This is a genomic window from Hymenobacter nivis, from assembly GCF_006439025.1.
GTDB classification, from domain to species: domain Bacteria; phylum Bacteroidota; class Bacteroidia; order Cytophagales; family Hymenobacteraceae; genus Hymenobacter; species Hymenobacter nivis_A.
In genome coordinates this window covers 546,002-569,794 of sequence record NZ_RCYZ01000002.1, presented here as the reverse complement: position 1 = coordinate 569,794, position 23,793 = coordinate 546,002, and the positions used below count along the sequence as shown (strand labels likewise).

Here is a 23,793-nt window from a genome sequence, read left to right as displayed (position 1 = left end):
CAAGCCCAGGCTGCTTACGCCTTGGTGGGCTTGGGGTGCGTGCGCCGGTACCAGAAGTAGCCCACGGCCCCCATCAGCAGGTAAGGCACGGTCATCATGTACACGATGCCTTTGTTGAGGCCCGTCACGTCGTAGTCATCACGCTCGGCCTTGGCGGCTTCTACCTGCGCCTTACACATAATGCATTGGGCCCCAGCTACCAGCGGTGCCACGCCCAACAAAAAGGCCAGCGCCAGCGCCGCCACTCCCCGGAAAAATGCTTTCGTTTTCATATAGTTAACCAACAGGTTTTTAAGGAGAAAGTTTCTACTACCTCGGGCCCCAGGGGCCCTAATTAGGTATAGTAGGGAGAAATCATAAAGTACACCACCACGCCCGTCACAGATACGTAAAGCCACACGGGAAACGTCCACCGGGCAATGGCCTTGTGCTTGGTATACTGGCCCGTCAGGGCGAAGTACAGGGTGAAAAGCACCAGGCCCACCGTTACCACGGCCAGGCTAATGTGGGTGAGCAGCAGGAAAAAATACACATAGCGCGCCGCCCCCACGCCGCCAAACTTGGTGCTGTCCACCTGCGAGTGATAGGCCACGTACGAGAGCAGAAACAGGGCCCCCAGCCCAAAGGCGGTGCCCATTGCGGCGCGGTGGGCCAGCACGTTTTTCTGCTTGATGAAGTAAAAACCGGTCAGCAATGCCACCGCCGTCAGGGAGTTCAGCCCCGCGTTCACGGCGGGCAAAAACTTCACCTGGGCCCCCGGAATGCGGAACAGGTTGGGAAACGAGAACAGCACGGCCACCAGCAGCGGCACCACCACGCCCAACGTGCCCAGGATTATTTTGTAGCGTGTGTAGTTGCCGGCGGACAGCACGGGCGGGTGCAGTTGGTCAGTGGGTGTGGGCATATTCGTAAAGTTGCACGTTGATTTCGGTGAGCAGCCGGTCGATTTCCCGGGGCTTGGTCCCGTCGTAAATACCCCGCACCCGGCGGTCCCGGTCCACTAATAACAACGTACCGGGCGGTAGGTTAGAGCCCGCCACGGGCGGCAACTGATGTGGCTGGGCAGCGCGGCCCAACTCCTGCTGCGCTACTTGCTTCAGCACATCGGCCGCCCCCGTGGCAAACATCCACTTGCCGGCGATTGTGCCGTATTGCTCAGCCAATTGGGCCAGCGTGGCGGCCGGCGCGGGCCCCGGCTCCAGCACCACAGACACCAAGCGCACCAGCGGTTCCTGCCGGAATTTTTCCTGCACTTGCAGCAGCTCGCGCGCTACGCGGGCGCTGGTTTCGTCGGGGCCAAATAGCTGCGCCACCCACACGCCCCGGCCGAGGCCCTGGCTGGTCAGTTCGCGCCCATTGGAAGCCAGCAGCTGAAACGGCTGGATTTGGTGGAAAACAGTATCGCGCTGCCACTTACCGCCAACCTGCGTGGAATCCACGCGGTCGGGCAAGTAAGATGGCAGCGCGTAACGGTTGGCGCCGAAGCGGTACAGGAACAAAAAAGCCAGTACCGGCACCAGCAGCAGAAGGCCCAGCAACAGGGTTTGGCGGGGCCGCATTCGCTAGCTGAACATATTGCTCAGCGTTTCGCCGATGAACGAGCCTTCAGTAACTAGGGCCACTAGCAACCATACCAGCAGCACGCTCGGCACCAAGATGGTCCAGATCAAGCCCTTGGTTTCGTGCTTCAAGTGCATGAATTCGCCCACAATGAAGAACGCTTTCAGGATGGTAAGGCCAATCAGGATGCTATTGCGCAGGGTGCGCACGCTCTGGGCTTCCATGGCAAACGTGACGGCAAACTCAACGGCCGTAATTGCGACCAGTACGAAGAAGATTTTCCAAATCCCGGCCGTGTTGGGTTTGGCAATTTCGCCAGTGAAGGCATTGTCGGTAGCAGCGGGAGCAGACATAATTCGCTAGTAAGAGAGGAAGTGAATAGCATTCAGCAACGTGGGCAGCCGGGCGGGTTCAATCGCCTTGGCTGCCCACGCGCTCAATTCACCATTAAACCAGGTAGAAGAAGGTGAAGACAAACACCCACACCAAGTCAACAAAGTGCCAATAGAGGCCAATTTTCTCCACCATTTCATAGTGGCCACGCTTCTCAAACGTGCCGTTGGTGGTGGCGATGAAGCACCACACGAGCAAGCACACGCCCGACAGCACGTGGGTGCCGTGGAAGCCAGTGATGAAGAAGAACAAATCGGCAAAGAGCACCGGGCCGTACTGGTTCATCGACAAATTGGCGCCGTGAAATACCGTACCGTCAGCCATCAGCGTACCCTCTTCGTGGCCGCGGATGAAGTGACCCCACTCCCAAGCCTGGCTGAGCAGGAAGATCGTGCCGAAAAGAATGGTCCAGAGCAGCCACTTCTGTACATCTTTCTTGTCCATGCGGTGGCCGGCCTCTACGGCCAGTACCATCGTCACGGAACTGAAGATGAGGATCATCGTCATCAAAGCCACAAATCCCAAGGGCACGTTGGCGTGGCCCATTCCGGGAAAGGCGTTGAACACATGGTCAGGAATAGGCCACCATTTTGTGCTAAAATGGAACGCCGATGCCTCGCCGGTAAACACTTCGTGTTTATGGCGAATCATGCCGTAGGTCGTCAGGAAGGCCCCAAACGTGAAAGCATCCGACAGCAAGAAAAACCACATCATCAGCTTGCCGTAGCTCGCCTTAAATGGTTCGTTGCCGCCGTCCCAGTTGCCAGTACGGGGAGCGTCGAGGGTGGAGGCCGCAGTGGGCTGCAAGGTGGTGGTTTGGGCCATAGCGGACACAAATAGGGCGTTTTAGTGATTCAAAAGTAAGAACAAATACAGGTACAGCCAAAGGGCCCCCAAGAAGTGCCACAGAATGGAGGCGTTGCCGATAGACAGCAAAGCCCGCGAATGCACCTGATAGTTAAAGGTTCGGCGCAGCACAACTGCTAGGAAAATTAGCCCTGCCAGCAGGTGAAAGGCGTGCATGCCCATGAGCACGTATACGAACGAGCCCGACACGTTGGCGTCGATTCCGCCGAAAAAAGTGCGGCCTGCTACCAAGTCGCCCCAGCACAGCCACTGCCCTACCAAGAACACCAGCCCGAGCCCCAAAGTAATGGCTAAGCCAATCTTAACCCGGCCAATCTCGTCCTTTTTAGCCGAGCTATAGGCCCACTGCAACGCGATGCTGCTCAAGGCAATCACGATGGTGTTGAGCAACATTATAGTGGGTAGGTCGAACTCACGCCAGTTGCCTTCATCGCGCCGTACGATAAAGCCGCTGGTAAGAGAGGCAAAAATCATGGTGCTTGACACCATGAGCAAAATCAGCAGCACGCGCTTTGGGTGCCAGCCCAGGCCGACTTCCTTTTCTGAGAAGGTTTCGATGGGATTCATAATGTTATTTGGCGGATTGCTAAATGCGGCCGACAACTGCGCCGGCAAGAGCAATTTGCCCTCGGGTATACAACAAGAAACTACTGGATTTTGTCCAACACCAACGCAATTTGCACGATGGGTAAATACAGAAAAGAGGCAAACATGATGCGCAGCGCGGCCTTGCGGTCTTGGGTGCGCATGAGCTGAAACGTGAGCAGCAGAAACAATACGCCGCATACCACCGCCACCCCCGCCGAAATGCGACCGGCAATATTAAATTCGAGCGGCAGCAGGCTCAGCGGGATGAGCAGCAGCGTGTAGGTCATTATCTGGAAGGCCGTGCGCAGGTCGCGTTTGCCCGGCGAGGGGAGCATCTTGAAGCCGGCCCGCTTGTAGTCGTCGTCGGCCACCCAGGCAATGGCCCAGAAGTGCGGAAACTGCCACATAAACTGGATGCCGAATAGCACCCATGGCTGGGGCCCCATGGCCGCAAATGTGGCTGCGTGCCCCATGCCTGCTACCCAACCAATGAGCGGCGGCAGCCCACCCGGGATAGCCCCTACGGCCACGCAAACGGGCGAAATTGTCTTTAGCGGCGTGTACACAAAGCCGTACAGCACCAGCGACAGCAGCGACAGCCCAGCCGTGAGGTAATTGAACTGCAACGCCAGCAGCGCTAGGCCTGATACGCCCAGCAAGACGCAAAACACCCACCCCTCGGCTGGCGAGATGATGCCGAGCGGAATTGGCCTCTTCGCCGTGCGGGTCATCAGCTTGTCCAATTCCTTTTCGTGGATTTGGTTGATGATGTTGGCTGAGCCCGTTACCAGCAGTCCGCCCAGCATCACCAGCAGCACGTTCGTCCAGCGGAACTCCGATACCCGTAGCATATAGCCGATGGCGCTGGAAAACGCTACCGTGAGCGAAAGCCGGAATTTGAGCAGTTGAAAATAGGCGCGGGCCTTGACCATCCAGTACAGTGACTACAAAAACCGCTTAGTCCAATAGAAACTAAACGGGGGCCCAAAGTTACGCAACAACCCCGTGGGCTGGCCGGGTGGGCACGCCAATTTCTTGTTTAATGCTTAATCGTCCCGCTGCCAACAGCGTCAGGAATTGCAGCCCGAAGAGCACGGTAGCCAACGTCAGGTGCACCGGTTGCACGGCCGGTGGCAGGGCCCCGTACGCCAGTATAAAGCCGGCCAATACCTCCAGCACCAGCACCGCCACCATGCCTTGCGCCAGCCGCCGCAAATAGGGCCCCAGCGACCACAGCTCATAGGCCAGGTACAGTACTAGTACTGATACCGCCGCCGAAAATGCCCGGTGCACCGTGAAACTACTGCCTAACTGCGCCACCCAATCGGCACGATTGGCATAGTTGGCCGCGGCCGATACCATGTCTACCTGCTCGCGCACCTGGGTTCCCAGCACAATTTGCCCAAACGTTACCAGCAGCCCTAACCATAGCACCGCCCGCAGGCCGCTCGGAGAGGCTTGGGGCCCCACAACCTGCGTTGAAGGCTTATCCTGCATCCGCGCCCGGTCCACGGCATACAGCAGCATGGCCACAATCAGCAAGGCCAGCCCCATGTGCACGGTTACCATCACCGGTAAGAGGTTGGTCGATACCACCAGCGAGCCCAGCCATCCCTGCACTCCCGTCAGCAGCCAGGCCCCAACTGAGAGCCAAAACACCGGCGGGTTACGGCGCCGGTACGACCAGGCAAATCCGGCCGTCAGGAATACGAATACGCCAATTAGGGCCCCCAGCAGTCGGTTCACGTACTCAATCCACGTTTTGACAGGATTGAAATCGGTTTCAATGTACTGGGTAGGGTGGGCGAAAATACTGCCCGCCACTTGGGCAAATCCCAGCCGTTGCAGCGTAAGGGCAAGCTTTTGGTTCTTGGCTACGCGCTGCGCCGTGTATACTTCCTTGTAATTCGATGGCAGCTGGCTGATGTTGGTGGGCGGTATCCAGGTGCCAAAGCACCGCGGCCAGTCCGGGCATCCCATGCCTGAGCCAGTGCTCCGAACTACCCCTCCTACCAGAATCAGTAAATAGATTGCCACTACGGTAAGCAATCCAACGAATCGAAAACGTCGATAAGCAGCGTTTTGCATGGCTATTAAGTTTAAAAGGGGCAATTGCAAAGCTTTTTAAGCAACGCAATACGCCACAAAAAAAGCGGGCCGCCGGTCAGGCGGCCCGCTCGGGACTTTAGTTCATTGCTCCAATTAGTCAGCTAGCTCTTGCTCGTAGGGCAAGTTAGACGACTGCGTCTGAGAGTAAGGAACGTTCTGAGGAATGAAGTCAGTCTCCGACCCAGGCTTGCTGTAGTCGTAAGGCCAACGGTAAACAGCAGGAATTTCGCCCGGCCAGTTGCCGTGGCCCGGCACAAGTGGGGTAGTCCACTCCAGCGTCGTCGAATTCCAAGGATTTTGCGTGGCACGACGGCCACGGAAAATGCTGTAGAAGAAGTTGAAGATGAAGATAAACTGGGCAGCAAAGGCGATAATGGCCGCTACTGAAATGAACTTGTTCATGTCAGCAAACTGCGAGAAAGAGTCAAAACCCGTCCAAGCGTAATAGCGACGCGGGAAGCCTGCGATACCGATGTAGTGCATGGGCAAGAATACCAAGTAAACACCTGCAAACGTCAGCCAGAAGTGGATATAACCAAGCTTCTCGTCCATCATGCGGCCAAACATCTTCGGAAACCAGTGGTAAACGCCAGCAAACAAACCGAAGAATGCCGAAGATCCCATCACCAAGTGGAAGTGAGCAACCACGAAGTAGGTGTTGTGCATCTGGATATCCAGCGTGGCGTTACCAAGGATAATACCCGTTAGACCACCCGAAATAAAGAGCGACACAAACCCGATGCTGAACAACATGGCCGTGGTGAAGCGAATATTACCGCGCCACAGCGTAGCCAGCCAGTTGAACACTTTCACACCGGAAGGCACTGCGATAATCAACGTCAGGAACATGAATACCGAACCTAAGAAGGGATTCATGCCGGTCACGAACATATGGTGAGCCCATACAACGAACGATAGCAGCGATATACCGATCAGCGAGCCAATCATGGCGCGGTAGCCAAAGATTGGCTTACGAGCGTTAGTAGCCAAAATCTCCGAGACCATGCCCATTGCTGGCATAATCACGATGTAAACTTCGGGGTGACCCAAGAACCAGAACAAATGCTGGAACAGAACCGGCGAACCGCCTTGGTTAGGCAACGCTTGGCCAGCAATGTAGATGTCCGAAAGGAAGAATGAAGTGCCAAAAGAACGGTCAAATACCAGCAGCAAAGCTGCCGAGAAAAGCACCGGAAACGAAAGGATACCAAGGATGGCGGTCAGGAAGAAAGCCCAGATGGTGAGCGGCAACTTGCTCATGCTCATACCACGGGTACGAAGGTTGATGACGGTGGTAACATAGTTAACACCACCCAGCAACTGTGACACGATGAAGAACACCATACTAACCAACCACATCGTCATGCCCATACCCGAACCTGGAATTGCCTGGGGCAAGGCCGAAAGCGGCGGATAAATCGTCCAGCCGGAGGCAGCAGGACCAGTCTCCAAGAACAGCGAGAAGAACATGATCAAGCTCGACAGGAAGAAGAACCAGTACGAGAGCATGTTCATGAAACCCGAAGCCATGTCCCGGGCCCCTACCTGCAGAGGAATTAGAAAGTTGGAGAACGTTCCGCTAAGACCAGCAGTGAGCACGAAGAATACCATGATGGTACCGTGCATCGTGACCAGTGCCAAGTAGAACTCTGGGTTCAGCTTGCCGCCTTCTACCCACTTGCCAAGTACTGGAGTAAGCCACTCCATTGTGCCTTCCGGCCAGCCTAGCTGTAAACGGAAAAGGCTGGACAGCGTACCACCAATTATGGCCCAGAATATCCCAGTGATGAGAAATTGCTTGCCAATAACCTTGTGGTCTTGGCTGAACACGTATTTCCATAACCAATGCTGGTCGTGGTGCTCGTGCTCATCGTGGTGAGCATCGCCATGCTCCGTGTGCGAAACAGGGGCAGTGCCTACACCACCAGCCGTCTGAACCCCGGCCGACAAATTCGGCTTGGCTGACATATCTGACATATAGAAAGGCTTTTGATTTGTATTTAGAAGGAAGCGTTAGCCAGAGGGACTGGTGCTACTTCTTTTGGTTCAGCAGGGGCAGTCGGCTTTGCGATGTCCTGGATAGCCTTTTTCTTAAAAGAAGCAACTAGATCAGGGTTTTGCGAAGCAAATGATTTTTGCGAAGCAAACCAGTTCTGGTAGTCATCTGGCTCATCAACAACAATAGTTGCCTTCATTGCATAATGGCTTTTACCGCAGATCTGGTTACAAGCCAATTCGTATTTAAAATTCGGATTGCCCAATTTAGCCCGCATCTCATCGGTCGAGGTAGTTGGGGTAAACCAAAAGCGGGTGGGCATTCCGGGCACTGCATACATCTGCACCCGGAAGTTGGGCATGTATACTGCGTGTAGGACATCGCGTGAGCGAATTTTGAACAATACTGGGTGGCCCTTCGGAACGTGAATTTCGGTTACCGTAAAGTCATCTTGTGATGCTTGGTCATTGAGGTCGATACCAAAGTCGTTAGAAGCATCAATCAGGCGGTAATTAATGACGCCCAACTTCAGGTCGCGGCCAGGGTAACGCACCAACCAGTTAAACTGCTTACCCATCAATTCCACTACCACAGAATCCTTAGGAGCAGGACCCGTAATTCGGGTCCAAGCCTTCCAGCCGGCGAAGATGAGCGCAGCCATTACAATGGCTGGAATAATCGTCCAGATTACCTCGATCTTGTTATTGTGTGAGAAAAAGTAAGCGCGGCGACCTTCCTTGTACTGGTACTTATAAGCATACACGAAAAGTAGTGTCTGGGTAATTGCAAAAGCAACACCAATAACTGCCATCGTCGTCCAAAACATCGTCTCCATGTGATGGCCATGAACCGACGCAATTGGGGGATTCATTTTGCTGTAGTTCTCAACAAAAGAATAGGCAAACCATCCGCCACCACCAACTAGGAACACGAGCATAAGCACAGCGTTTACGCTATTGCTCATGCCGATATCACGGGTGAATGATCCGGAGAAAATGGAGGACAGAATCTGGAGACGGAACAGCAAGCCGAATACGACCAGCAGTAGTACCAGGACCGCTACAATGGTAAGAGCAGACATTATGATTTATTTGGTAACCAGCAGAAATTAACTAATAGGTGCTTCAAGAACAGGTGCAACCGGCTTAAGTTATGTACCGTGACCATTAATATCAGCAAGCAGCTTCCTAGGTAGTATGGTGAACGCTTTCGTCAATAAAAGGGTGATTAACCGTAATCAACGACGCTTCCGAAAGCCGGCGAGTCAATAACAAGAGGAATGCGCCAAGGAATATCGCTGCGACCCCAATCTCTATCAATAACCCGTTTTCACCCTTTAGAGTGCCCGGCATCAACATCAAATAAAAGTCGCTCCAATGACCAGCGAGGATTGCAATACACACAATCTTCAAAATAATCATCTGACGCTTGGCATCGCGGGTCATCAGGCCCAGGAAGGGGAAAACGAAGTTGATAACGATGTTGAAGAAGAACATACCAGTGTACTGCCCGTTGAACCCTCCCAAGCGCTGATTGAAGTAAACAGCTTCCTCAGGCAGGTTTGCATACCAGATCAACATAAACTGGGCGAACCATACGTAGCACCAGAAGATGCTAAAGCCAAACATTAGCTTACCCAAGTCATGGAAGTGGTTAGCGTTCATGAAACGCAGGTAACCGTTTTGCTTCAAGAAGATGGCAGTGAGGGTAATGCCAGCAATGCCAGACACCCACCAAGATGCAAACACATACCACCCAAACATAGTGCTGAACCAATGTACATCAACTGACATAACCCAGTCCCATGCAGACATCGAAGACGTTACAGCGTATAACACTAAGAAAAGGGCCGCAGTTGTCACGCTAGTGTGGAAATACTTGGTGCCGCCATTCAAATCCTCCTCTACCGACAGCTTCCGCAACTTCCAAGAAAAGGCCCACCAGATAACCAGATAAGAAATCATCCGGATTAGGTAAAATGGCACACTCAAGAACGCACCCTTGCCCGCGATAATGGCATCGTAGTTGGGCGAGCCCTTGGTCATAATGCCTTCATGTGTCCAGTGAAATATGTCATGGCGACCTATCAAGAACACTACAAGCATTATGACTGCACCCGGTAGGATCCAAACGCTAAATGCTTCGGCAATACGTTTGACAATAACTGACCACCCAGCATACGCTACATAGTTGATGGCAACGAATACGGTACCAACAGCTGATATGCCTAGAAAGAACAAATTGCTATGCCACAGGCTAACCAGAAGCCGCTTGAGCCAGATAGGGCTGCCCTCTTCGTGAGCTGCTGATCCAACAGCCTCGTGCGCCTCTCCCCAATGGAAGATAGAAGCCAATAATCCTGCAATTAGTAAAGCTACCCCGGCCAGGATTATGATAAAGAATATTTTACGGGCGCCATCCGTAACGACGAGTTGCTCAGCCGTGGCGCTTTCTTGATGCGTCAGAGTTGCCATAGTGCGTGCGAGATGGGATTAGTTAGCGGAGCCGTTCTGGCCTTTAGTATTGCCCTGACCGGGCGTCTCAGAACCAGTGTTAGAACCAGCTTTGCTCGTAGGAGTAGTGCCAGCCGCCGCAGCGGTGACAGTAGTATCACTAGCTGAAGAGGTGGGGCCCTTGGCAATCATTTCGGTAAGTCCATCGGGGCCCTTGCCTAACTCTAGGGCTCTTACGTACATGGCTATTTTCCAACGCTCTTCAGGATTTACCTGTGAACCGTGGGGCATCATGCGGTTGCGGCCCCATTGAATAACGTGGTAGATGTGGCCATCATTCATTTTGGTGTACTGGCCAGCTGCGTAGTTAGGAACACCTTTGAACTTGAGTCCAACAGGGCCCTGGCCATTGCCTTGCTCGCCGTGGCAGTGCTGGCAGTAGCGTGAATAAAGCAGTTTGCCTTCTTCCAGGTTCACCTTGGTATAGGCATAGGGGTTACGCAGCGTACGTTCGGCAATACCCACACTATCCTTAGGGACGTGGGTATAGTAATTCAGCTTGCCACGAGCTACAGTACCAGTAGCAGGAGTGCGCTCATTAATCCCGAAAGCATTAATGGTATTATAACCCGTTTGGCGCAAAGGCTCATACGGGATGGACTCATACATCTCCGGGGCGTATTCTACCCCAGGGTTATCAGCTTGCGGCGTGCAAGATGACGCCAGTCCTCCCAGCGATAACAGCAGCGCCGAAACGCGCAGACTCAGGTTCAGCGGATGCGTCATTATTTCTTGGTCATTTCTTTCTGATTGACTTCCGATGCGCCGTTTTCACGCAATAGTTGAGTCAATTTTGGTAGCGCCGAGTTGTTTTCATCTAACTCGATAGCCATTACAAATTTATCGTCCGTGGAGCGCACGTCCATTACTGGCGTCTTGAAGCGTGGGTAAAGTCCAGTGATGGTGTAAAATGTTATAACCATGCCATGACATGTGAAGAACACAGTCAATTCAAAAGCTACTGGGATAAACGCAGGCAGTGCGATATGTGGCTTACCGCCAATGATCATTGGCCAGTCGAAACCCAGTGTGTAAATCTGGAGCCAGAGTGCGAAAGCAAGTCCACACATGCCGTAAAAGAATGCGGCGATAGGCAAACGCGAACGTTCTATACCCAGCGCATCATCGATGCCGTGTACCGGATAAGGTGAGAACACGTCGTAGATCTTGACCCCTGCGCCGCGCACATTGTCAATGGCGTGCAGGAGCACGTCCTCGTCTTCGAAGACGCCGAGGGCGAAACGCTTAGTCATGCTTGTCGTAGGTTACGGGAGCCGAAGCAGGCACACCAGGAGTTACGGAATGGGTAGTAGCCGGCGCGTGATGGGCGTGGTTACCGCTATAAGTAGGGCCGTTGTCAACGGTGTACTTGAGGATAGTTTTCACCTCGGCCATGTTGATGACGGGGAAAAACTTAGCGAAGAGCAGAAACAGGGTAAAGAACAACCCCAGTGTGCCTACATACACCCCAATGTCTATCATAGTGGGCGAGAACATAGCCCAGCTTGAAGGCAAGTAATCGCGGTGCAGCGAGGTAACAATAATTACGAAGCGCTCAAACCACATCCCGATGTTCACAATAATGGACAGTAGGAACGTCCAACCAATGCTGTAACGCACGCGACGGAACCACACAATCTGCGGCGTAATTACGTTGCATGACATCATGCTCAGGTAAGCCCACCAGTAGGGGCCCGTAGCGCGGTTGATGAAAGCATACTGCTCAAACTCTACCTGTGAGTACCAAGCAATGAAGAATTCCGTGATGTAAGCAACCCCTACGATAGAGCCCGTTACCATCATGATTTTGTTCATGAGGGCAATGTGCTCAAGGGTAATGTAATCTTCAAGCTTAAATACAACGCGGGTGATAAGCATCAGCGTCAACACCATTGCGAAGCCCGAGAAGATGGCACCAGCCACGAAATAGGGAGGGAAAATGGTAGTGTGCCAGCCTGGGACAACCGACGTAGCAAAGTCCATCGATACAATGGTGTGTACTGAGAGTACCAGTGGCGTAGACACACCGGCCAAAATCAGCGATACTGTCTCGTAACGTGACCATGCTTTAGCAGAACCCGTCCAGCCGAAGCTCAGCATAGAATAGCTGAACTTGGCGATGGGGCCCTTAGCGCGGTCGCGAATACTAGCAAAGTCAGGCACCAAACCCGTGTACCAGAATACCAAAGAAACCGTGAAGTAAGTCGAGATGGCGAACACGTCCCAAAGCAGCGGGGAGTTGAAGTTTACCCACAACGAACCCAACGTGTTTTGCAACGGAAACACATAGAAAGCCAGCCAAGGACGGCCCATGTGCAATACCGGGAACATGGCAGCACAGATAACCGCAAAAATCGTCATAGCCTCTGCAGCCCGGTTGATGGACGAGCGCCACTTTTGGCGAAACAACAGTAGCACAGCAGAGATAAGGGTACCGGCGTGACCAATACCTACCCACCACACAAAGTTGGTGATGTCCCATGCCCAACCGACAGTTTTGTTTAGGCCCCACTCGCCAATTCCGTACCATAGGGTACGGTAAACGGAGTAGAAGAATATACCTAAGAAGAATAAGGATACGCTCATAGCGCCAATCCAACGGATGTTGGGCTTGGCCTCTACCTGATAGCAGATATCCTGGGTTACGTCATGTAACGTTTTGCCCCCAGTGATGAGCGGCTCACGAATGGCTGATACGTGTTGCATAATGGGTATTGGGGGCTTAGGTGCGTAGAAACTAAGTACTCCGATGCAATTAAGCTTCTTCCTCCGGCCCGAACATTTCGGATACCGAATTGCGAATCTTTGTTAAGTAGGTCACGTTCGGCTGCACGTTGATAGAATCTAGTGAGTGGAAAGCCCGCTCACCGTCCTCACGACGCAGCAACTGGCTAATGCGGCTGGTAGTGTCGCGCATATCGCCAAACACAATAGCATCAGTGGGACACGACTGTGCACAAGCCGATACTATCTCCCCGTCTTTAGGACGGCGCTTTTGCTTCTTAGCTTCCAGCTTACCCAGTTGGATACGCTGAATGCAGAAAGAGCATTTTTCCATCACCCCTCGGGCCCGCACAGTTACGTCAGGGTTGAGGATCATACGGCCCAGGTCAGTAAACATGTGGCCGTTAACAGTTTCAAATTTCTCGTTAGAGTAGTACGAGAACCAGTTGAATCGACGCACTTTATACGGGCAGTTGTTGGCGCAGTAGCGCGTACCAACGCAACGGTTGTAAGTCATCTGGTTCAAACCTTCTGAGCTATGCGTAGTAGCCAACACCGGGCACACTGTTTCGCAAGGTGCGTGGTTGCACTGCTGGCACATCATCGGCTGGAAAATTACCTGCGGGTTATCCGAAGGGTCTTCCATAGCGCTGTAAGTCGACAACTTACCTTTCGTATCGAACTCACTCTTGTGGTGGTCCGAAGAGTAGTAGCGGTCAATGCGCATCCAGTGCATTTCGCGGCGGTTGATAACCTGCTGTTTGCCAACCACAGCAATGTTGTTTTCCGTCTGGCAACCCAATACGCACGAGCCGCAGCCGATGCACGAATTGAGGTCGATTGCCATGCCCCAGTGGTGGTTGTTGTACTGGTAATCTTGCCACAGCGAAACCTTATTTGGCTTCTCAAGGCCATCAGGCGTGGTAATCTTCTCGTACTCCGTTACCTCTTTAGGGTTCTCCTTATACTTAGCCAGCGTATTCTCTTGCACCACCGAGCGGCGGTCCATGATGGTATGGTGGGTCTGGGTTTGAGCAATGGGCGACGTAGCAGAGGTTTTTTCCAGCGTTACTGCCGTGGCATACATAATGCCGTTAGGAGTAGTAACCAACAAAGGCGCTGCGTTGGCACCCACGTTGTCACCAGCTTTGCCACTCAAAACCCGGCCATAGCCCAAAGCAATGCTGACCGTGCCAGCAGCTTGGCCAGGCTGCACTAGCACGGGCAATTCGATAGGAGCCACATTAGGGGCCGTAACCTTAATTACATCACCTTGCTCCCACTTGTTGGCTACTGCCATCGAACGCGGAACAGCCAAATAGTTGCCCCAAGTAGCTTTAGAAATCGGATCGGGTAGCTCTTGGAGGAAAGGATTATTAGCCCCTGAGCCGCTAGCAGGCAAACCTACTTTTTCGTAGAATGAAACCTCTACTAAATTATTAGCGGGCTTAGGGGCCCCAGTAATACGTACTACGGCATCGCTAGCGCCTAGTGCAGCCGTAGTCATAGCTGGCGCCGCAATCAACCCCGTGCCAGTGGCTACACCATCGTGAACAGCTTTATCCCAAGCGGCATTGAAATTACCGCTGCCCAGCACCTGGCGCCAGTTGTTGCGCAGGAAGCTGTAGTATGTTTCATTGTTGCCGGCCCACCGCAATAGGCTTTCTTGGGCCTGCCGGGTAGCAAAAATTGGGGTAATGGCTGGCTGTGCCAAGCTCAAGAAACCACGCTTCGGCTCGAAGTCATTCCACGATTCCAACCAGTGGTTGTCCGGAGTAGCATAGTCACACAAGCTACCGGTTTCGTCAAGACGGTCGTTGAACGAAATGCTCAGCGGCACTTTGGCGATACCGGATTTTACTTGGGCAGATAGTGGATGGTTGTATACAGGGTTGGCATTGTAGAAAATTACTGCACCTACCGTCCCGGCATTCATCTCTTTCACCAATGCAGCCATGCGGGCATCGTCTCCTTGGCGCACATTACTAGGGGCCGTCAGGTCAACCGTTGTGCCTACGTTGCCCAAGCTCTGGTTCAGCGCGGTTACCAGCGATTGAATGGCTGGGTCGTTAGATCCGGATACTATTAGGCTAGCACCGCGGTTTGCTTTTAGCTCGGCAGCAGCTTTGGCTATTTGCGGAGCTACTCGGGGATTACTAAAAGCGGGCGTGCTTCCCCCTCCCACCACGGCGTTGTACAATGCAACCGCTACAGCGCCCCACTCCGATGGCTTCACAGATTCACGCACATCGGCGTTCGATCCGGTGAGCGACATCGTGGTTTCAAACTGGAAGTGACGCGACATGGAGGGCTTGTCGCTGCTCACCTTACGGTTCTTGACGTACTGCTTGGCAAATTCTACCGGCGAGATCCAAGTACCCAGAAAATCAGCACCGATGCTGACAATTACGTTGGCTCGGCTGAAATCGTAGCCTGGCAACACGCCATTATTAGCCTGAAGCAAGCCACTAGCCGACTGCGCATCGTACATCACGTGCTCAGTGGTACCGTAACGAGCAGCGAAAGCGGCAATGGCCTTCTTGGTGCTTGGGCTAATAATAGTTGGCGAAACGATGGCGATTTTGCCCGTCGTTGCAGCTAGCTTGGACTGAATTTGACGGTCTACTTCGGCTGTTTCCGTGCGCACACCTTTGACGGCAAAATGCTGCAAGCGGCCGCTATCGTACAAGTCAAGTACAGCGGCTTGGGCCCGCGCAGAAAGACCACCACGAGTGATGGGCGACTCCGGATTGCCTTCTAGCTTAATTGGACGACCGTCGCGGTTTTTTACCAGCACGGCGTTGTAATCGGAGCCCGTGAAGTACGTAGAAGCGTAGAAGTTGGAAATAGTAGGATCTACTTCCTCCGGCTTGTTCAAGTAAGGGATGGCCTTGTGCACCGGAGTTTCGCACGAAGCAAGCGCAACGGCACCTACTCCAAAACCCATCAGCTTCAGAAAGTCACGGCGGGGAGCCGAGGTAGCATCCTTGCTCTCATGGCTTTCCTTCACCGGCAGGAACTCGGCAAATGCCGTGCTCATGAACTCCGGAGTGCTTTCTAGTTCCTCAATTCCTTTCCAGTACTTCATTTTCGGGGACTTAGAGACTCCAGGTCTTAGGGGCTTTCAGCCGGCTAAGCCAAGAGGGACTTAATTTTTTAGCGGAATTTTGTAACGGGTAGCTAGCGGCTTTAAAGTCCGAGGCATGAGCATTTCGGATTTTAAAGCATCGGCTAACTGATTAATAGTGGCACTTCGAACACTCGGTACCGCCGTTCGACGATACGGTGAAAGGAGCTGCAGCATTTTTGGTATCGTGCAACTTCACCAAGTTGTCATAGTATGCGTTGCCCTTAGTGTTGAGCGGCGTTTCGCGGTGGCAGTTAATGCACCAGCCCATCGTCAGGGCCGAATACTGGTACACCACTTCCATGTTCTGAATTGGGCCGTGGCAAGTCTGGCACTGGAGGCCGGCTACCTGGGTGTGCTGCGAGTGGTTGAAGTAAGCCAAGTCAGGCAGGTTGTGTATACGAACCCACTGGACAGGCTGCTTACGCTCGATGGCGCGGTAAATTTTCTTGATCTCCGGCGACTCTGTCTTGATCTGTGAGTGGCAGTTCATGCAGATGTTGGCCGAAGGGATGTTAGCCGATTTGCCTTTGTATACTGACGTGTGGCAGTAGGCGCAATTGATCTGATTTTCTCCGGCGTGCAGCTTGTGCGAGAAGGCAATAGGCTGGGTTGGCTGGTAGCCCTGGGTCAAGCCCACAGCCATTACGCTTTGCACGCCCTCGTAGAGCAATACAATGGCAAACACAGCTCCGACGATACCACGCAGCACGGGCGAACGATAGAACTTTCCCCAATCGAAACGCTGCTCCAGAATCTCGGTGTCGCGACCATCGAGGTCTTTACGGCCCCGCAGAACATCTTTCATCAGGTTACCAATGATGATCAGCGTTACCACCATCACGATCAGCACCACAACCAACGCGATGAGCAGGATGTCCACATACTTACCGGCACCAGTATCAGCATCACCAGCTGCGGCGGCACCATCGGTTGCCCCAGCATTTTGCGCCGTTACGCCACCCGTTGCAGCGGCAGCCGGCTGGCCTTCTTGCGCAGTGATGTAGGCAACAATCGAAGTGATTTCCTTATCCGAAAGCCCGAAGCTGGGCATCTGCTGCTTCTGGAACTTGTTGTAGAGGGCTACGGCATATTCGTCGCCACTGGCAACTACTTTGGCCGAGTTCTTGATCCACGGAATGATCCAGGTGATGGGGCGGCGCTTGCTGATGCCAGCCAATGCAGGGCCCACTACCTGCTCATTAATGGCATGGCACTGAGTACAGTTGGCTTTAAACAAGGCATCGCCCGCTTGCACAGCGGCGGCATCAGCCCCACCGGCGGCGGGGGCAGCCGCCGTGGCTGGGGTAGCGCCGGCAGTAGCGCCGGGCGTGACGCCGGCTTTGCTCACGGTGGCAGTGTTTGCACTGGCATCCTGAGCCGTGGCCTGCTGGGCTCCGGCAAACGTGAGCAATAGCGCCAGCAACAGGTGAGGTAACGAACGTAGTCGGTTGCTATTCATACAGAAACAAGCAGAAATAACGAAATGCCAAGGCATTTCAGGGCCACAAAGGTAGGATACGATTCGCGGGCAGCAAAAGCTAGCGGGGGTTTTATAGGCTCAGGAACGGCCTTAAGGGACTATTTGGAATTTGACTAAATAAGCTAAATTGTCTTATTTAGATACAAAATATCTAGTAGTATCTACCGGTTGGCTCGGCTGCTGGGGGCCCTAAAATGGACCCTAGCCTCGGTAGCTGGCCGCGTTTATTGGACAAAGTTGCTTGGCAACTTGTTCAAGGATTTGGGCATATAAATGCGTGCTGTGGGGAAAAGGCGGCAACAGCTTGGCATTCTGTCGCAAAGTCAGTACCTTTGCGCCCCAATCAAATTTTTTTCAACAAATTCACCCCGTCGTAATGGAAGTAAGAAATTACGAGACGGTCTTCATCGTAACCCCCGTTTTGAACGAGGGCCAGGTGCAAGAGACGGTCGAGAAGTTCACCCAGGTGCTTAAGGAAAATAGCGCCGACATTCTGTCCACCGAAGCCTGGGGCCTGCGCAAGCTAGCCTACCCCATCCAGAAGAAAACCACCGGTTATTACTTCTGCTTGGAATTCACGGGTTCGGGCAACATCGTTGATGCATTGGAGCTGGCTTTCCGCCGCGACGAGCGCATCATTCGTTTCCTGACCACGGTGCTTGATAAGCACGCCGTGGACTACAACCGCCGCCGCCGCAACGGCGAGATGAACCAGCAGAAGGCTGCGAAAGAATCCGAAGCCGTAGCCCAATAACTATAAAAAGATATGGCAACGCCCTCGAACAACCGCAACAATGACCGCTCGGCAATGAACAAGCCGGTGGATACGCGTAAGAAATACTGCCGCTTCAAGAAGAACGGTATTAAGTACGTGGATTACAAAGACCCGAACTTCCTGCTGAAATTCGTGAACGAGCAGGGCCGCGTGCTGCCCCGCCGCCTCACGGGCACCAGCCTTAAGTTCCAGCGCAAGGTGACACAGGCCGTAGCAAAGGCTCGCCACTTGGCCCTGATGCCGTACATCGCCGACGCCCTGAAATAAATTATGAGTTATAAGCTATGCGTTGTAAGCCATTGATTCAGTGGCGAATAACTCATAATTCATAATTCAAAACTCATAATTAAAACAAGACATGGAAATTATCCTCAAAGACGACGTTAAGGGCCTCGGCTACAAAAACGACATCGTGACCGTGAAGTCGGGCTACGGCCGCAACTTCCTGTTGCCGCAAGGCCTAGCCATGCTGGCCGACAAGACGAACAAAAAGATTACGGCTGAGAACGTGCGCCAAGCGGCTCACAAAGCCGACAAAGTGAAAGGCGACGCCCAAGCCATTGCCGACCAGATTGGCGGTATGGTGTTGGACATCCCGGCCAAGATTGGCGAGAGCGGCAAAATCTTTGGCCGCGTTACTACACTGCAGCTGGCCGAGGCTTTGAAAGCTAAGGGCATCGACGTGGACCGCAAGCGTCTGTCGTTTGACCAGGAGCCTTCGGCCGCTGGCGACTACACCGCAACTTTGAGCCTGCACAAAGAAGTAAAACACACCGTGAACTTCCGCGTGGTAGCTGAGTAACCTACCTGGGCCTAGCCCTGTTTAAAAAGGCCCTGCCGTGACGGCGGGGCCTTTTGCTTTTTAATGCTGCGGGGCGGCTATTTTTGCCACAATGTTTAGAACTGAACTGATACTTGCGCCCGTGGCGCAACAGCTGCCGCCGTCGGCGCGGGTGCTCACACTGGGCTCTTGCTTTGCCGACAGCATTGGCGCGCGCCTAGCCGCGCACAAAGTCAACGTGGTGGTGAACCCGTTCGGCACCGTGTTCCAGCCCTTGGCGGCAGGCCGGCTGTTGCGGGCGGCGCTGGGCGAAGACGTGGACTGGCAGCAGCATCTAGTAGAAGCCCGGGGCCGCTGGCAGAGCTACGACCTGCACGGCAGCCAAGGGGCCCCCACGCCCGTGGAGCTACTGCACGACATCCAGCAGACGGTGCGCCGCACGGGCGAATTCCTGCGCGGGGCCGATGCGGTGCTGCTGACGCTGGGCACGGCCTGGGCCTACCGCCTGCGCGAAACTGGCGAGCTGGTGAGCAACTGCCACAAGATGCCTGCCGATCTCTTCACCAAAGAACTGCTGACGCCGGACGAAATCATCAACGCTCTGGCGGAGACGCATGCTTATTTGCGGCGCATTAACCCCAAGCTGCGCATTATATTGACGGTGAGCCCGGTGCGCCACCTGCGCGATACGCTGCCGCTGAACGCGGTGAGCAAATCGGTGCTGCGCGTGGCCTGCCACTACCTCAGCGAACTGCTGCCGGAGGTGAGCTACTTCCCGGCCTACGAGCTAGTAAACGATGACCTGCGTGACTACCGGTTTTACGCCGCCGACATGCTGCACCCGTCAGAAGTGGCAGAGGACTACGTGTGGGAAAAGTTTGCCCGCACGTATTTCGACGCTGATTTTGGCCGCTTCCGCAAGGAGTGGGCAGGGCTGCGCCAGGCCTTAGGCCACCGGCCCCTGAACGCGGCTGCGCCCGAGCACCGGCAGTTTTTGGTGGCTACCCGCGAGCGGCTGGAGCGCCTGAGCCGCCAGCGCGTGAACGTGGCCGCCGAGCTGCGCGAAGTAGACGAGCGACTGGCGACGCTGCCCGTACCCACCGAAGTGCTGGCCTTTGAGCCAGCGTTTGATGACGAAGAGCGGGTGGACATCGGCAATACCGAAGCGACGGAAACGTTTACCCAGGCAGCAGTAGCTGCTAGTGCGGATGGGGCCCTGGCAACGAATAGTGAGCGACACGAACGCTTGTCGCCGGAAGAATTCCGGGCGCAGCGGGCGGCGCGTAACAATCGGCCCGAGCGCGGCCGGCGCGAAGACCGCACCGCGGATCTGGGCCCCAAGCAGCCCGCCGCTGAAGCTACCACAACGCCTGCTGCCACACCGGCAATGGCTGATGTGCCCCTAGAGGCCTTCGATGACAGCGCCATTGAGGTTTCTCCCACCGTTGACGGGGGTGAGCAGGACCCAATGAAGAAGAAAAAGCGCCGCTCGCGGGGCGGTGCCAAGCGCACGGCTCGCAAAAACGCAGCGAAGCTGGCTGCTGGGGGCGAGGATGAAGTTCTATCTACTAATGAGCCTGATGAGGCCACCGAGGGGGCCCCAGTGCTGCCGCGCAACCCGCAGCCGGAAGCCCGCAAGTCGAGCGTTATCACCAAATCGGTACCCGTGAAGCGGGGCGGCCGCGGGCGCGACCGTTCGCCGGAAGACGGGGCCCCGGTGGAGGCAGCGGCCAATGAGCAAGCGCCGATGCCGGTAGAAACCACCGCAGCACCACAGGCAGCCAGCGCCGAGCCAGCTACTCAGGTCACTGCACCAGCCAGCGAGCCAACGGCTCCGGCGGATGATCGGACGGGCAACCGGCGCAACCAGGGGGCCAAGACCCGGCCATTGTTTGCCGTACCGGCCCAGGGGGCCCCAGACGCTTCCGAGAATTCGGAGGCGGCCAGCCCTGTGGTGGCCACGAGCCAGCCGGCTCCAGCCAACGCCCCAGCCAAAAAATCGTCGCGCCGCCGGCCTTCGCTCATTACCGAAACGCCGCCCATGACGCCCATCGTGCCGATTCGGACGGCGCCGCAGGTGGGAGTGGCCGCCGGCCGAATGCGCGGCTCCGATGCCACGCTGATAGCCAGCGTGCCCGCCAAGAAGGCCATAGCACCGGAAGCAGCCGTTTCGAAAGTGGCTGTTCCGGAAGAAATTGTTGCTCCAAAAGCGGCCGCTCCGAAAAATGCTGCTTCGAAAAATGCGGCTCCGAGAAAGGCCGCCATTCCAAAAGCTGCTAAGCCGAAAGCTGCTGCAGTGGAAGCTTCGGTGTCGGAAGCTGTGGCAGTAGCAGCCCCACTGGTCACGCCGAGCGCTCCCGAAGCTAAAGCGGCGGCTCCCAAGGCCAAAGCAGCTCCTAAAGCTAAGGCGACGGCTTCCAAGGTAAAAGCAGCGGCTTCCAAAGGCAAAGCAGCAGTTCCTGAAGCCAAGGATACAGCGGCCACTCCTGAGGCCCAGAAGCCAGCGAATCCTGCTAAAGCCAAAGCGCCGGCCGCTACTCCCAAAGCCAAGGCGGTGGCCGCCGGCACTGCCGAGGCCACAGAGCCGAAAGCGACTGCGCCAAAAGCCGCGCCACGCCGCAAAGCCGCTGCCACTGACGCCGCGCCTGCCCCGGCGGCACCCGCCGCTAAGCGACCGGCTAAACCCCGGGCGAAGAAGGCTGCTTCTCCGCCCGATAAAGGCAACAGTTCAGATTCTCCGGCTTAGTCGGCATTTATTCAAACCCGGCCTTGTTAGCCGGGTTTGTTGTTTAACCGCCGCTCCAGTTTTGCCCCGCCCATGCCCGAACACGCCCCCAACCGCCTCGCCCACGAAACCAGCCCCTACCTGCTTCAGCACGCCTACAACCCCGTGGACTGGTACCCGTGGGGCCCCGAGGCGCTGGCCCGCGCCCGCGCCGAGCAAAAGCCCATCCTAGTGAGCATTGGCTACGCGGCCTGCCACTGGTGCCACGTGATGGAGCGCGAATCGTTTGAGCACGAAGCAGTGGCGGCGGTGATGAACACGCACTTTGTGTGCATCAAGGTGGACCGCGAGGAGCGGCCCGACGTGGACCAGGTGTACATGGACGCGCTTCACGCGATGGGCGTGCAGGGCGGCTGGCCGCTGAACGTGTTCCTAACGGCCGACGCTAAGCCGTTCTACGGCGGCACGTACTTCCCCCGGGCCAGCTGGACGCAGCTGCTGGCCAACATCGGCGAGGCCTACGCCGGCGAACACCGCGACGAGTTGGAACAGTCAGCCGCCCGGTTTGTGACCGTCATCGGGGCCAGCGAGCTAGAGAAATACGGCACCACAGCGGGCGGCGGCGTATCGGCCGACGAGTTTAAGCTGCTGCTGTACCACCTGGGACTGAAATTTGACCTTGAGCGCGGCGGCACCAATAGGGCCCCCAAGTTCCCTATGCCCAGCATCTGGCGGTTTTTGCTGCGCGCCCACGCTGCCACGGGCAGCGCGGAGGCCCTCCAGCAAGCCGTGCTCACGCTGCGCGAAATGGCCTGGGGTGGCATTTACGACCAGGCCCACGGCGGCTTCGCCCGCTACTCGGTGGACGGCGAGTGGCTGGCCCCACACTTCGAGAAGATGCTCTACGACAACGGCCAGCTGGTGAGCCTCTACAGCGAAGCCTTCCAACTGACCGGCGAGCCTTTGTTTCGCAGCGTGGTGTACGACACCGTGGAGTTCGTGCGCCTGGAGCTAACGAGCGAGGAAGGCGGCTTTTTCTCATCGCTCGACGCCGACAGCGAGGGCGAGGAGGGCAAATTTTACGTCTTCACCAAAGACGAGTTGGTCGAGATTTTGGGCCCCGAGGAACCGTTGTTTTCTGATTACTACAACTGCACCGCAGCGGGCAACTGGGAGCACGGCCGCAACATTCTGCACCGCCGCGAGTCCGACGCCGACTTTGCCGCCCACCACCACCTCACGCTGGGGGCCCTGGCCGAGCGGGTGGCCGGCTGGAAGCAGAAAATAATGGCCGTGCGCGCCGACCGGGTGCGCCCCGGCCTCGACGATAAGATCCTGACCGGCTGGAACGCCCTGTTGCTGCAAGGCCTCACCGACGCTTACCGGGCGTTTGGCGAGCCCGAATTTCTGGCCATGGCGGAGCGCAACGCAGCTTTCATCGAAAAAAACCTGCGCCGGGGGCCCCAGCTATGGCGCACCTACAAGGCGGGCACGGCGCACATCGACGGCTTTCTGGAGGACTACGCGCTCGTGATTCAGGCCTACATCAGCCTGTACGAAGTGACATTTAACGAGCAGTGGCTGCGCACCGCCGAGACCCTAACGGAGTACGTACGGGCGCAGTTTTTCGACCCGGCCGAGCAGCTGTTCTTTTATACCGACAGCCACGCCGAGCCGCTCATCGCCCGCAAAAAGGAGCTGTTCGACAACGTCATTCCGGGCTCCAACTCGGTGATGGCCCACAACCTGCGCCGCCTGGGCCGCCACCTCGACCGGACCGACTACGTGGACCTGGCTGCTGCCATGCTGGCCCAGGTGCGCGAGCTGGTAGTGAAGGAGCCCCAGCACTTGGCCAACTGGGCGTCGCTGTACGCCGCGCTGCTGCACCCGGGGCCCGAAATCGCCATTGTGGGCCACCAAACCGACGCCTTCCGCGCCGAGCTGAACCAGCAGTTTCTGTTCGATACCGTGCTGGCCGGGGGCCCTAAAATGGGCCCGCTGCCGCTGCTCCAGCACCGCCCGGCCCGGCCCGGCCACACCGATATTTATGTGTGCCGCAACTACACCTGCCAGGCCCCCGTGCAAACCGTGGCCGATGCCCGGGCGGCGTTATCTTTAGAATAATGTCGGTAATTAAGCCGTCAGGCCCATC

General features: G+C 55.6%; 21 protein-coding genes. 5 read left to right on the top strand and 16 right to left on the bottom strand.

Annotated elements, in window-relative coordinates:
- Positions 1–14 precede the first annotated feature (14 nt).
- The 16 genes from EAH73_RS06975 to EAH73_RS06900 form a co-directional block, all read right to left on the bottom strand.
- A complete protein-coding gene (locus EAH73_RS06975; protein WP_140465754.1) occupies positions 15–272 on the bottom strand; it encodes a hypothetical protein in 258 nt (85 codons plus the stop codon).
- A gap of 62 nt (positions 273–334) precedes the next feature.
- On the bottom strand, positions 335–904 hold the full coding sequence (locus EAH73_RS06970; protein WP_140465753.1) for a DUF420 domain-containing protein: 570 nt from the start codon (positions 902–904) through the stop codon (positions 335–337).
- Positions 888–1,559, bottom strand: coding sequence for a hypothetical protein (locus EAH73_RS06965; protein ID WP_140465752.1), 672 nt, complete (start codon positions 1,557–1,559; stop codon positions 888–890). Before EAH73_RS06965 ends, EAH73_RS06970 begins: the two co-directional genes overlap by 17 nt.
- Before the next feature lie 3 nt (positions 1,560–1,562).
- A complete protein-coding gene (locus EAH73_RS06960) occupies positions 1,563–1,913 on the bottom strand; it encodes a cytochrome C oxidase subunit IV family protein (RefSeq protein WP_140465751.1) in 351 nt (116 codons plus the stop codon).
- Between the two features lie 94 nt (positions 1,914–2,007).
- A complete protein-coding gene (locus EAH73_RS06955) occupies positions 2,008–2,778 on the bottom strand; it encodes a cytochrome c oxidase subunit 3 (RefSeq protein WP_140465954.1) in 771 nt (256 codons plus the stop codon).
- Positions 2,779–2,799: 21 nt separating this feature from the next.
- Positions 2,800–3,387 carry a heme-copper oxidase subunit III gene (locus EAH73_RS06950; protein WP_140465750.1) on the bottom strand — a complete coding sequence of 196 codons (588 nt, stop codon included), beginning with the start codon at positions 3,385–3,387 and terminating at the stop codon, positions 2,800–2,802.
- Between the two features lie 80 nt (positions 3,388–3,467).
- Positions 3,468–4,340, bottom strand: a complete 873-nt coding sequence (gene cyoE, locus EAH73_RS06945; RefSeq protein ID WP_140465749.1) for a heme o synthase — start codon at positions 4,338–4,340, stop codon at positions 3,468–3,470.
- 58 nt (positions 4,341–4,398) lie between these two features.
- Complete coding sequence (locus EAH73_RS06940; protein WP_140465748.1) at positions 4,399–5,496, bottom strand: COX15/CtaA family protein; 1,098 nt, start codon at positions 5,494–5,496, stop codon at positions 4,399–4,401.
- Between the two features lie 114 nt (positions 5,497–5,610).
- Entirely contained in the window at positions 5,611–7,485 is a 1,875-nt protein-coding gene (locus EAH73_RS06935) for a cbb3-type cytochrome c oxidase subunit I (RefSeq protein ID WP_140465953.1), read from the bottom strand.
- A 32-nt stretch (positions 7,486–7,517) separates the two neighbouring features.
- Positions 7,518–8,594, bottom strand: coding sequence for a cytochrome c oxidase subunit II (locus tag EAH73_RS06930; protein WP_140465747.1), 1,077 nt, complete (start codon positions 8,592–8,594; stop codon positions 7,518–7,520).
- A gap of 106 nt (positions 8,595–8,700) precedes the next feature.
- The gene (locus tag EAH73_RS06925) at positions 8,701–9,987 is read right to left on the bottom strand and encodes a quinol:cytochrome C oxidoreductase (protein WP_170214072.1); all 1,287 of its coding nucleotides are present in this window, start codon (positions 9,985–9,987) and stop codon (positions 8,701–8,703) included.
- A gap of 18 nt (positions 9,988–10,005) precedes the next feature.
- Positions 10,006–10,752 (bottom strand): c-type cytochrome, encoded by a 747-nt coding sequence (locus tag EAH73_RS06920; RefSeq protein ID WP_140465746.1) that lies wholly within the window; start codon positions 10,750–10,752, stop codon positions 10,006–10,008.
- Positions 10,752–11,279, bottom strand: a complete 528-nt coding sequence (locus EAH73_RS06915; protein WP_140465745.1) for a DUF3341 domain-containing protein — start codon at positions 11,277–11,279, stop codon at positions 10,752–10,754. Before EAH73_RS06915 ends, EAH73_RS06920 begins: the two co-directional genes overlap by 1 nt.
- Complete coding sequence (gene nrfD, locus EAH73_RS06910; RefSeq protein ID WP_240047166.1) at positions 11,272–12,732, bottom strand: NrfD/PsrC family molybdoenzyme membrane anchor subunit; 1,461 nt, start codon at positions 12,730–12,732, stop codon at positions 11,272–11,274. Before nrfD ends, EAH73_RS06915 begins: the two co-directional genes overlap by 8 nt.
- A 49-nt stretch (positions 12,733–12,781) precedes the next feature.
- Positions 12,782–15,838: a TAT-variant-translocated molybdopterin oxidoreductase gene (locus EAH73_RS06905; RefSeq protein WP_140465744.1), complete on the bottom strand. Its 3,057-nt coding sequence runs from the start codon at positions 15,836–15,838 to the stop codon at positions 12,782–12,784.
- A gap of 151 nt (positions 15,839–15,989) precedes the next feature.
- Positions 15,990–17,339 (bottom strand): cytochrome c3 family protein, encoded by a 1,350-nt coding sequence (locus tag EAH73_RS06900; protein WP_140465743.1) that lies wholly within the window; start codon positions 17,337–17,339, stop codon positions 15,990–15,992.
- A gap of 397 nt (positions 17,340–17,736) precedes the next feature.
- Between EAH73_RS06900 and rpsF the strand changes: the two genes are divergently transcribed.
- The 5 genes from rpsF to EAH73_RS06875 all read left to right on the top strand — a co-directional run bounded on the left by rpsF (position 17,737) and on the right by EAH73_RS06875 (position 23,765).
- On the top strand, positions 17,737–18,114 hold the full coding sequence (gene rpsF, locus EAH73_RS06895) for a 30S ribosomal protein S6 (RefSeq protein ID WP_140465742.1): 378 nt from the start codon (positions 17,737–17,739) through the stop codon (positions 18,112–18,114).
- Positions 18,115–18,168: 54 nt separating this feature from the next.
- Positions 18,169–18,402: a 30S ribosomal protein S18 gene (gene rpsR / locus EAH73_RS06890; RefSeq protein ID WP_068239553.1), complete on the top strand. Its 234-nt coding sequence runs from the start codon at positions 18,169–18,171 to the stop codon at positions 18,400–18,402.
- Positions 18,403–18,493: 91 nt separating this feature from the next.
- Positions 18,494–18,937, top strand: coding sequence for a 50S ribosomal protein L9 (rplI, locus tag EAH73_RS06885; RefSeq protein WP_140465741.1), 444 nt, complete (start codon positions 18,494–18,496; stop codon positions 18,935–18,937).
- A gap of 91 nt (positions 18,938–19,028) precedes the next feature.
- Complete coding sequence (locus EAH73_RS23610; RefSeq protein ID WP_140465740.1) at positions 19,029–21,662, top strand: GSCFA domain-containing protein; 2,634 nt, start codon at positions 19,029–19,031, stop codon at positions 21,660–21,662.
- A gap of 72 nt (positions 21,663–21,734) precedes the next feature.
- Positions 21,735–23,765, top strand: coding sequence for a thioredoxin domain-containing protein (locus EAH73_RS06875; protein ID WP_140465739.1), 2,031 nt, complete (start codon positions 21,735–21,737; stop codon positions 23,763–23,765).
- The last annotated feature ends 28 nt before the right edge of the window (positions 23,766–23,793 follow it).

Bases quoted from the DNA above. Each gene is read 5' to 3' on its own strand.
- rplI (WP_140465741.1), top strand. From the start codon at position 18,494: ATGGAAATTATCCTCAAAGACGACGTTAAGGGCCTCGGCTACAAAAAC.
- EAH73_RS06950 (WP_140465750.1), bottom strand. From the start codon at position 3,387: ATGAATCCCATCGAAACCTTCTCAGAAAAGGAAGTCGGCCTGGGCTGG.
- EAH73_RS06940 (WP_140465748.1), bottom strand. From the start codon at position 5,496: ATGCAAAACGCTGCTTATCGACGTTTTCGATTCGTTGGATTGCTTACC.
- cyoE (WP_140465749.1), bottom strand. From the start codon at position 4,340: ATGGTCAAGGCCCGCGCCTATTTTCAACTGCTCAAATTCCGGCTTTCG.
- EAH73_RS06965 (WP_140465752.1), bottom strand. From the start codon at position 1,559: ATGCGGCCCCGCCAAACCCTGTTGCTGGGCCTTCTGCTGCTGGTGCCG.
- EAH73_RS23610 (WP_140465740.1), top strand. From the start codon at position 19,029: ATGTTTAGAACTGAACTGATACTTGCGCCCGTGGCGCAACAGCTGCCG.
- EAH73_RS06875 (WP_140465739.1), top strand. From the start codon at position 21,735: ATGCCCGAACACGCCCCCAACCGCCTCGCCCACGAAACCAGCCCCTAC.
- rpsR (WP_068239553.1), top strand. From the start codon at position 18,169: ATGAACAAGCCGGTGGATACGCGTAAGAAATACTGCCGCTTCAAGAAG.
- EAH73_RS06970 (WP_140465753.1), bottom strand. From the start codon at position 904: ATGCCCACACCCACTGACCAACTGCACCCGCCCGTGCTGTCCGCCGGC.
- nrfD (WP_240047166.1), bottom strand. From the start codon at position 12,732: ATGCAACACGTATCAGCCATTCGTGAGCCGCTCATCACTGGGGGCAAA.
- EAH73_RS06915 (WP_140465745.1), bottom strand. From the start codon at position 11,279: ATGACTAAGCGTTTCGCCCTCGGCGTCTTCGAAGACGAGGACGTGCTC.
- EAH73_RS06905 (WP_140465744.1), bottom strand. From the start codon at position 15,838: ATGAAGTACTGGAAAGGAATTGAGGAACTAGAAAGCACTCCGGAGTTC.
- EAH73_RS06930 (WP_140465747.1), bottom strand. From the start codon at position 8,594: ATGTCTGCTCTTACCATTGTAGCGGTCCTGGTACTACTGCTGGTCGTA.
- EAH73_RS06960 (WP_140465751.1), bottom strand. From the start codon at position 1,913: ATGTCTGCTCCCGCTGCTACCGACAATGCCTTCACTGGCGAAATTGCC.
- EAH73_RS06955 (WP_140465954.1), bottom strand. From the start codon at position 2,778: ATGGCCCAAACCACCACCTTGCAGCCCACTGCGGCCTCCACCCTCGAC.
- EAH73_RS06935 (WP_140465953.1), bottom strand. From the start codon at position 7,485: ATGTCAGCCAAGCCGAATTTGTCGGCCGGGGTTCAGACGGCTGGTGGT.
- EAH73_RS06920 (WP_140465746.1), bottom strand. From the start codon at position 10,752: ATGACGCATCCGCTGAACCTGAGTCTGCGCGTTTCGGCGCTGCTGTTA.
- EAH73_RS06925 (WP_170214072.1), bottom strand. From the start codon at position 9,987: ATGGCAACTCTGACGCATCAAGAAAGCGCCACGGCTGAGCAACTCGTC.
- EAH73_RS06975 (WP_140465754.1), bottom strand. From the start codon at position 272: ATGAAAACGAAAGCATTTTTCCGGGGAGTGGCGGCGCTGGCGCTGGCC.
- rpsF (WP_140465742.1), top strand. From the start codon at position 17,737: ATGGAAGTAAGAAATTACGAGACGGTCTTCATCGTAACCCCCGTTTTG.
- EAH73_RS06900 (WP_140465743.1), bottom strand. From the start codon at position 17,339: ATGAATAGCAACCGACTACGTTCGTTACCTCACCTGTTGCTGGCGCTA.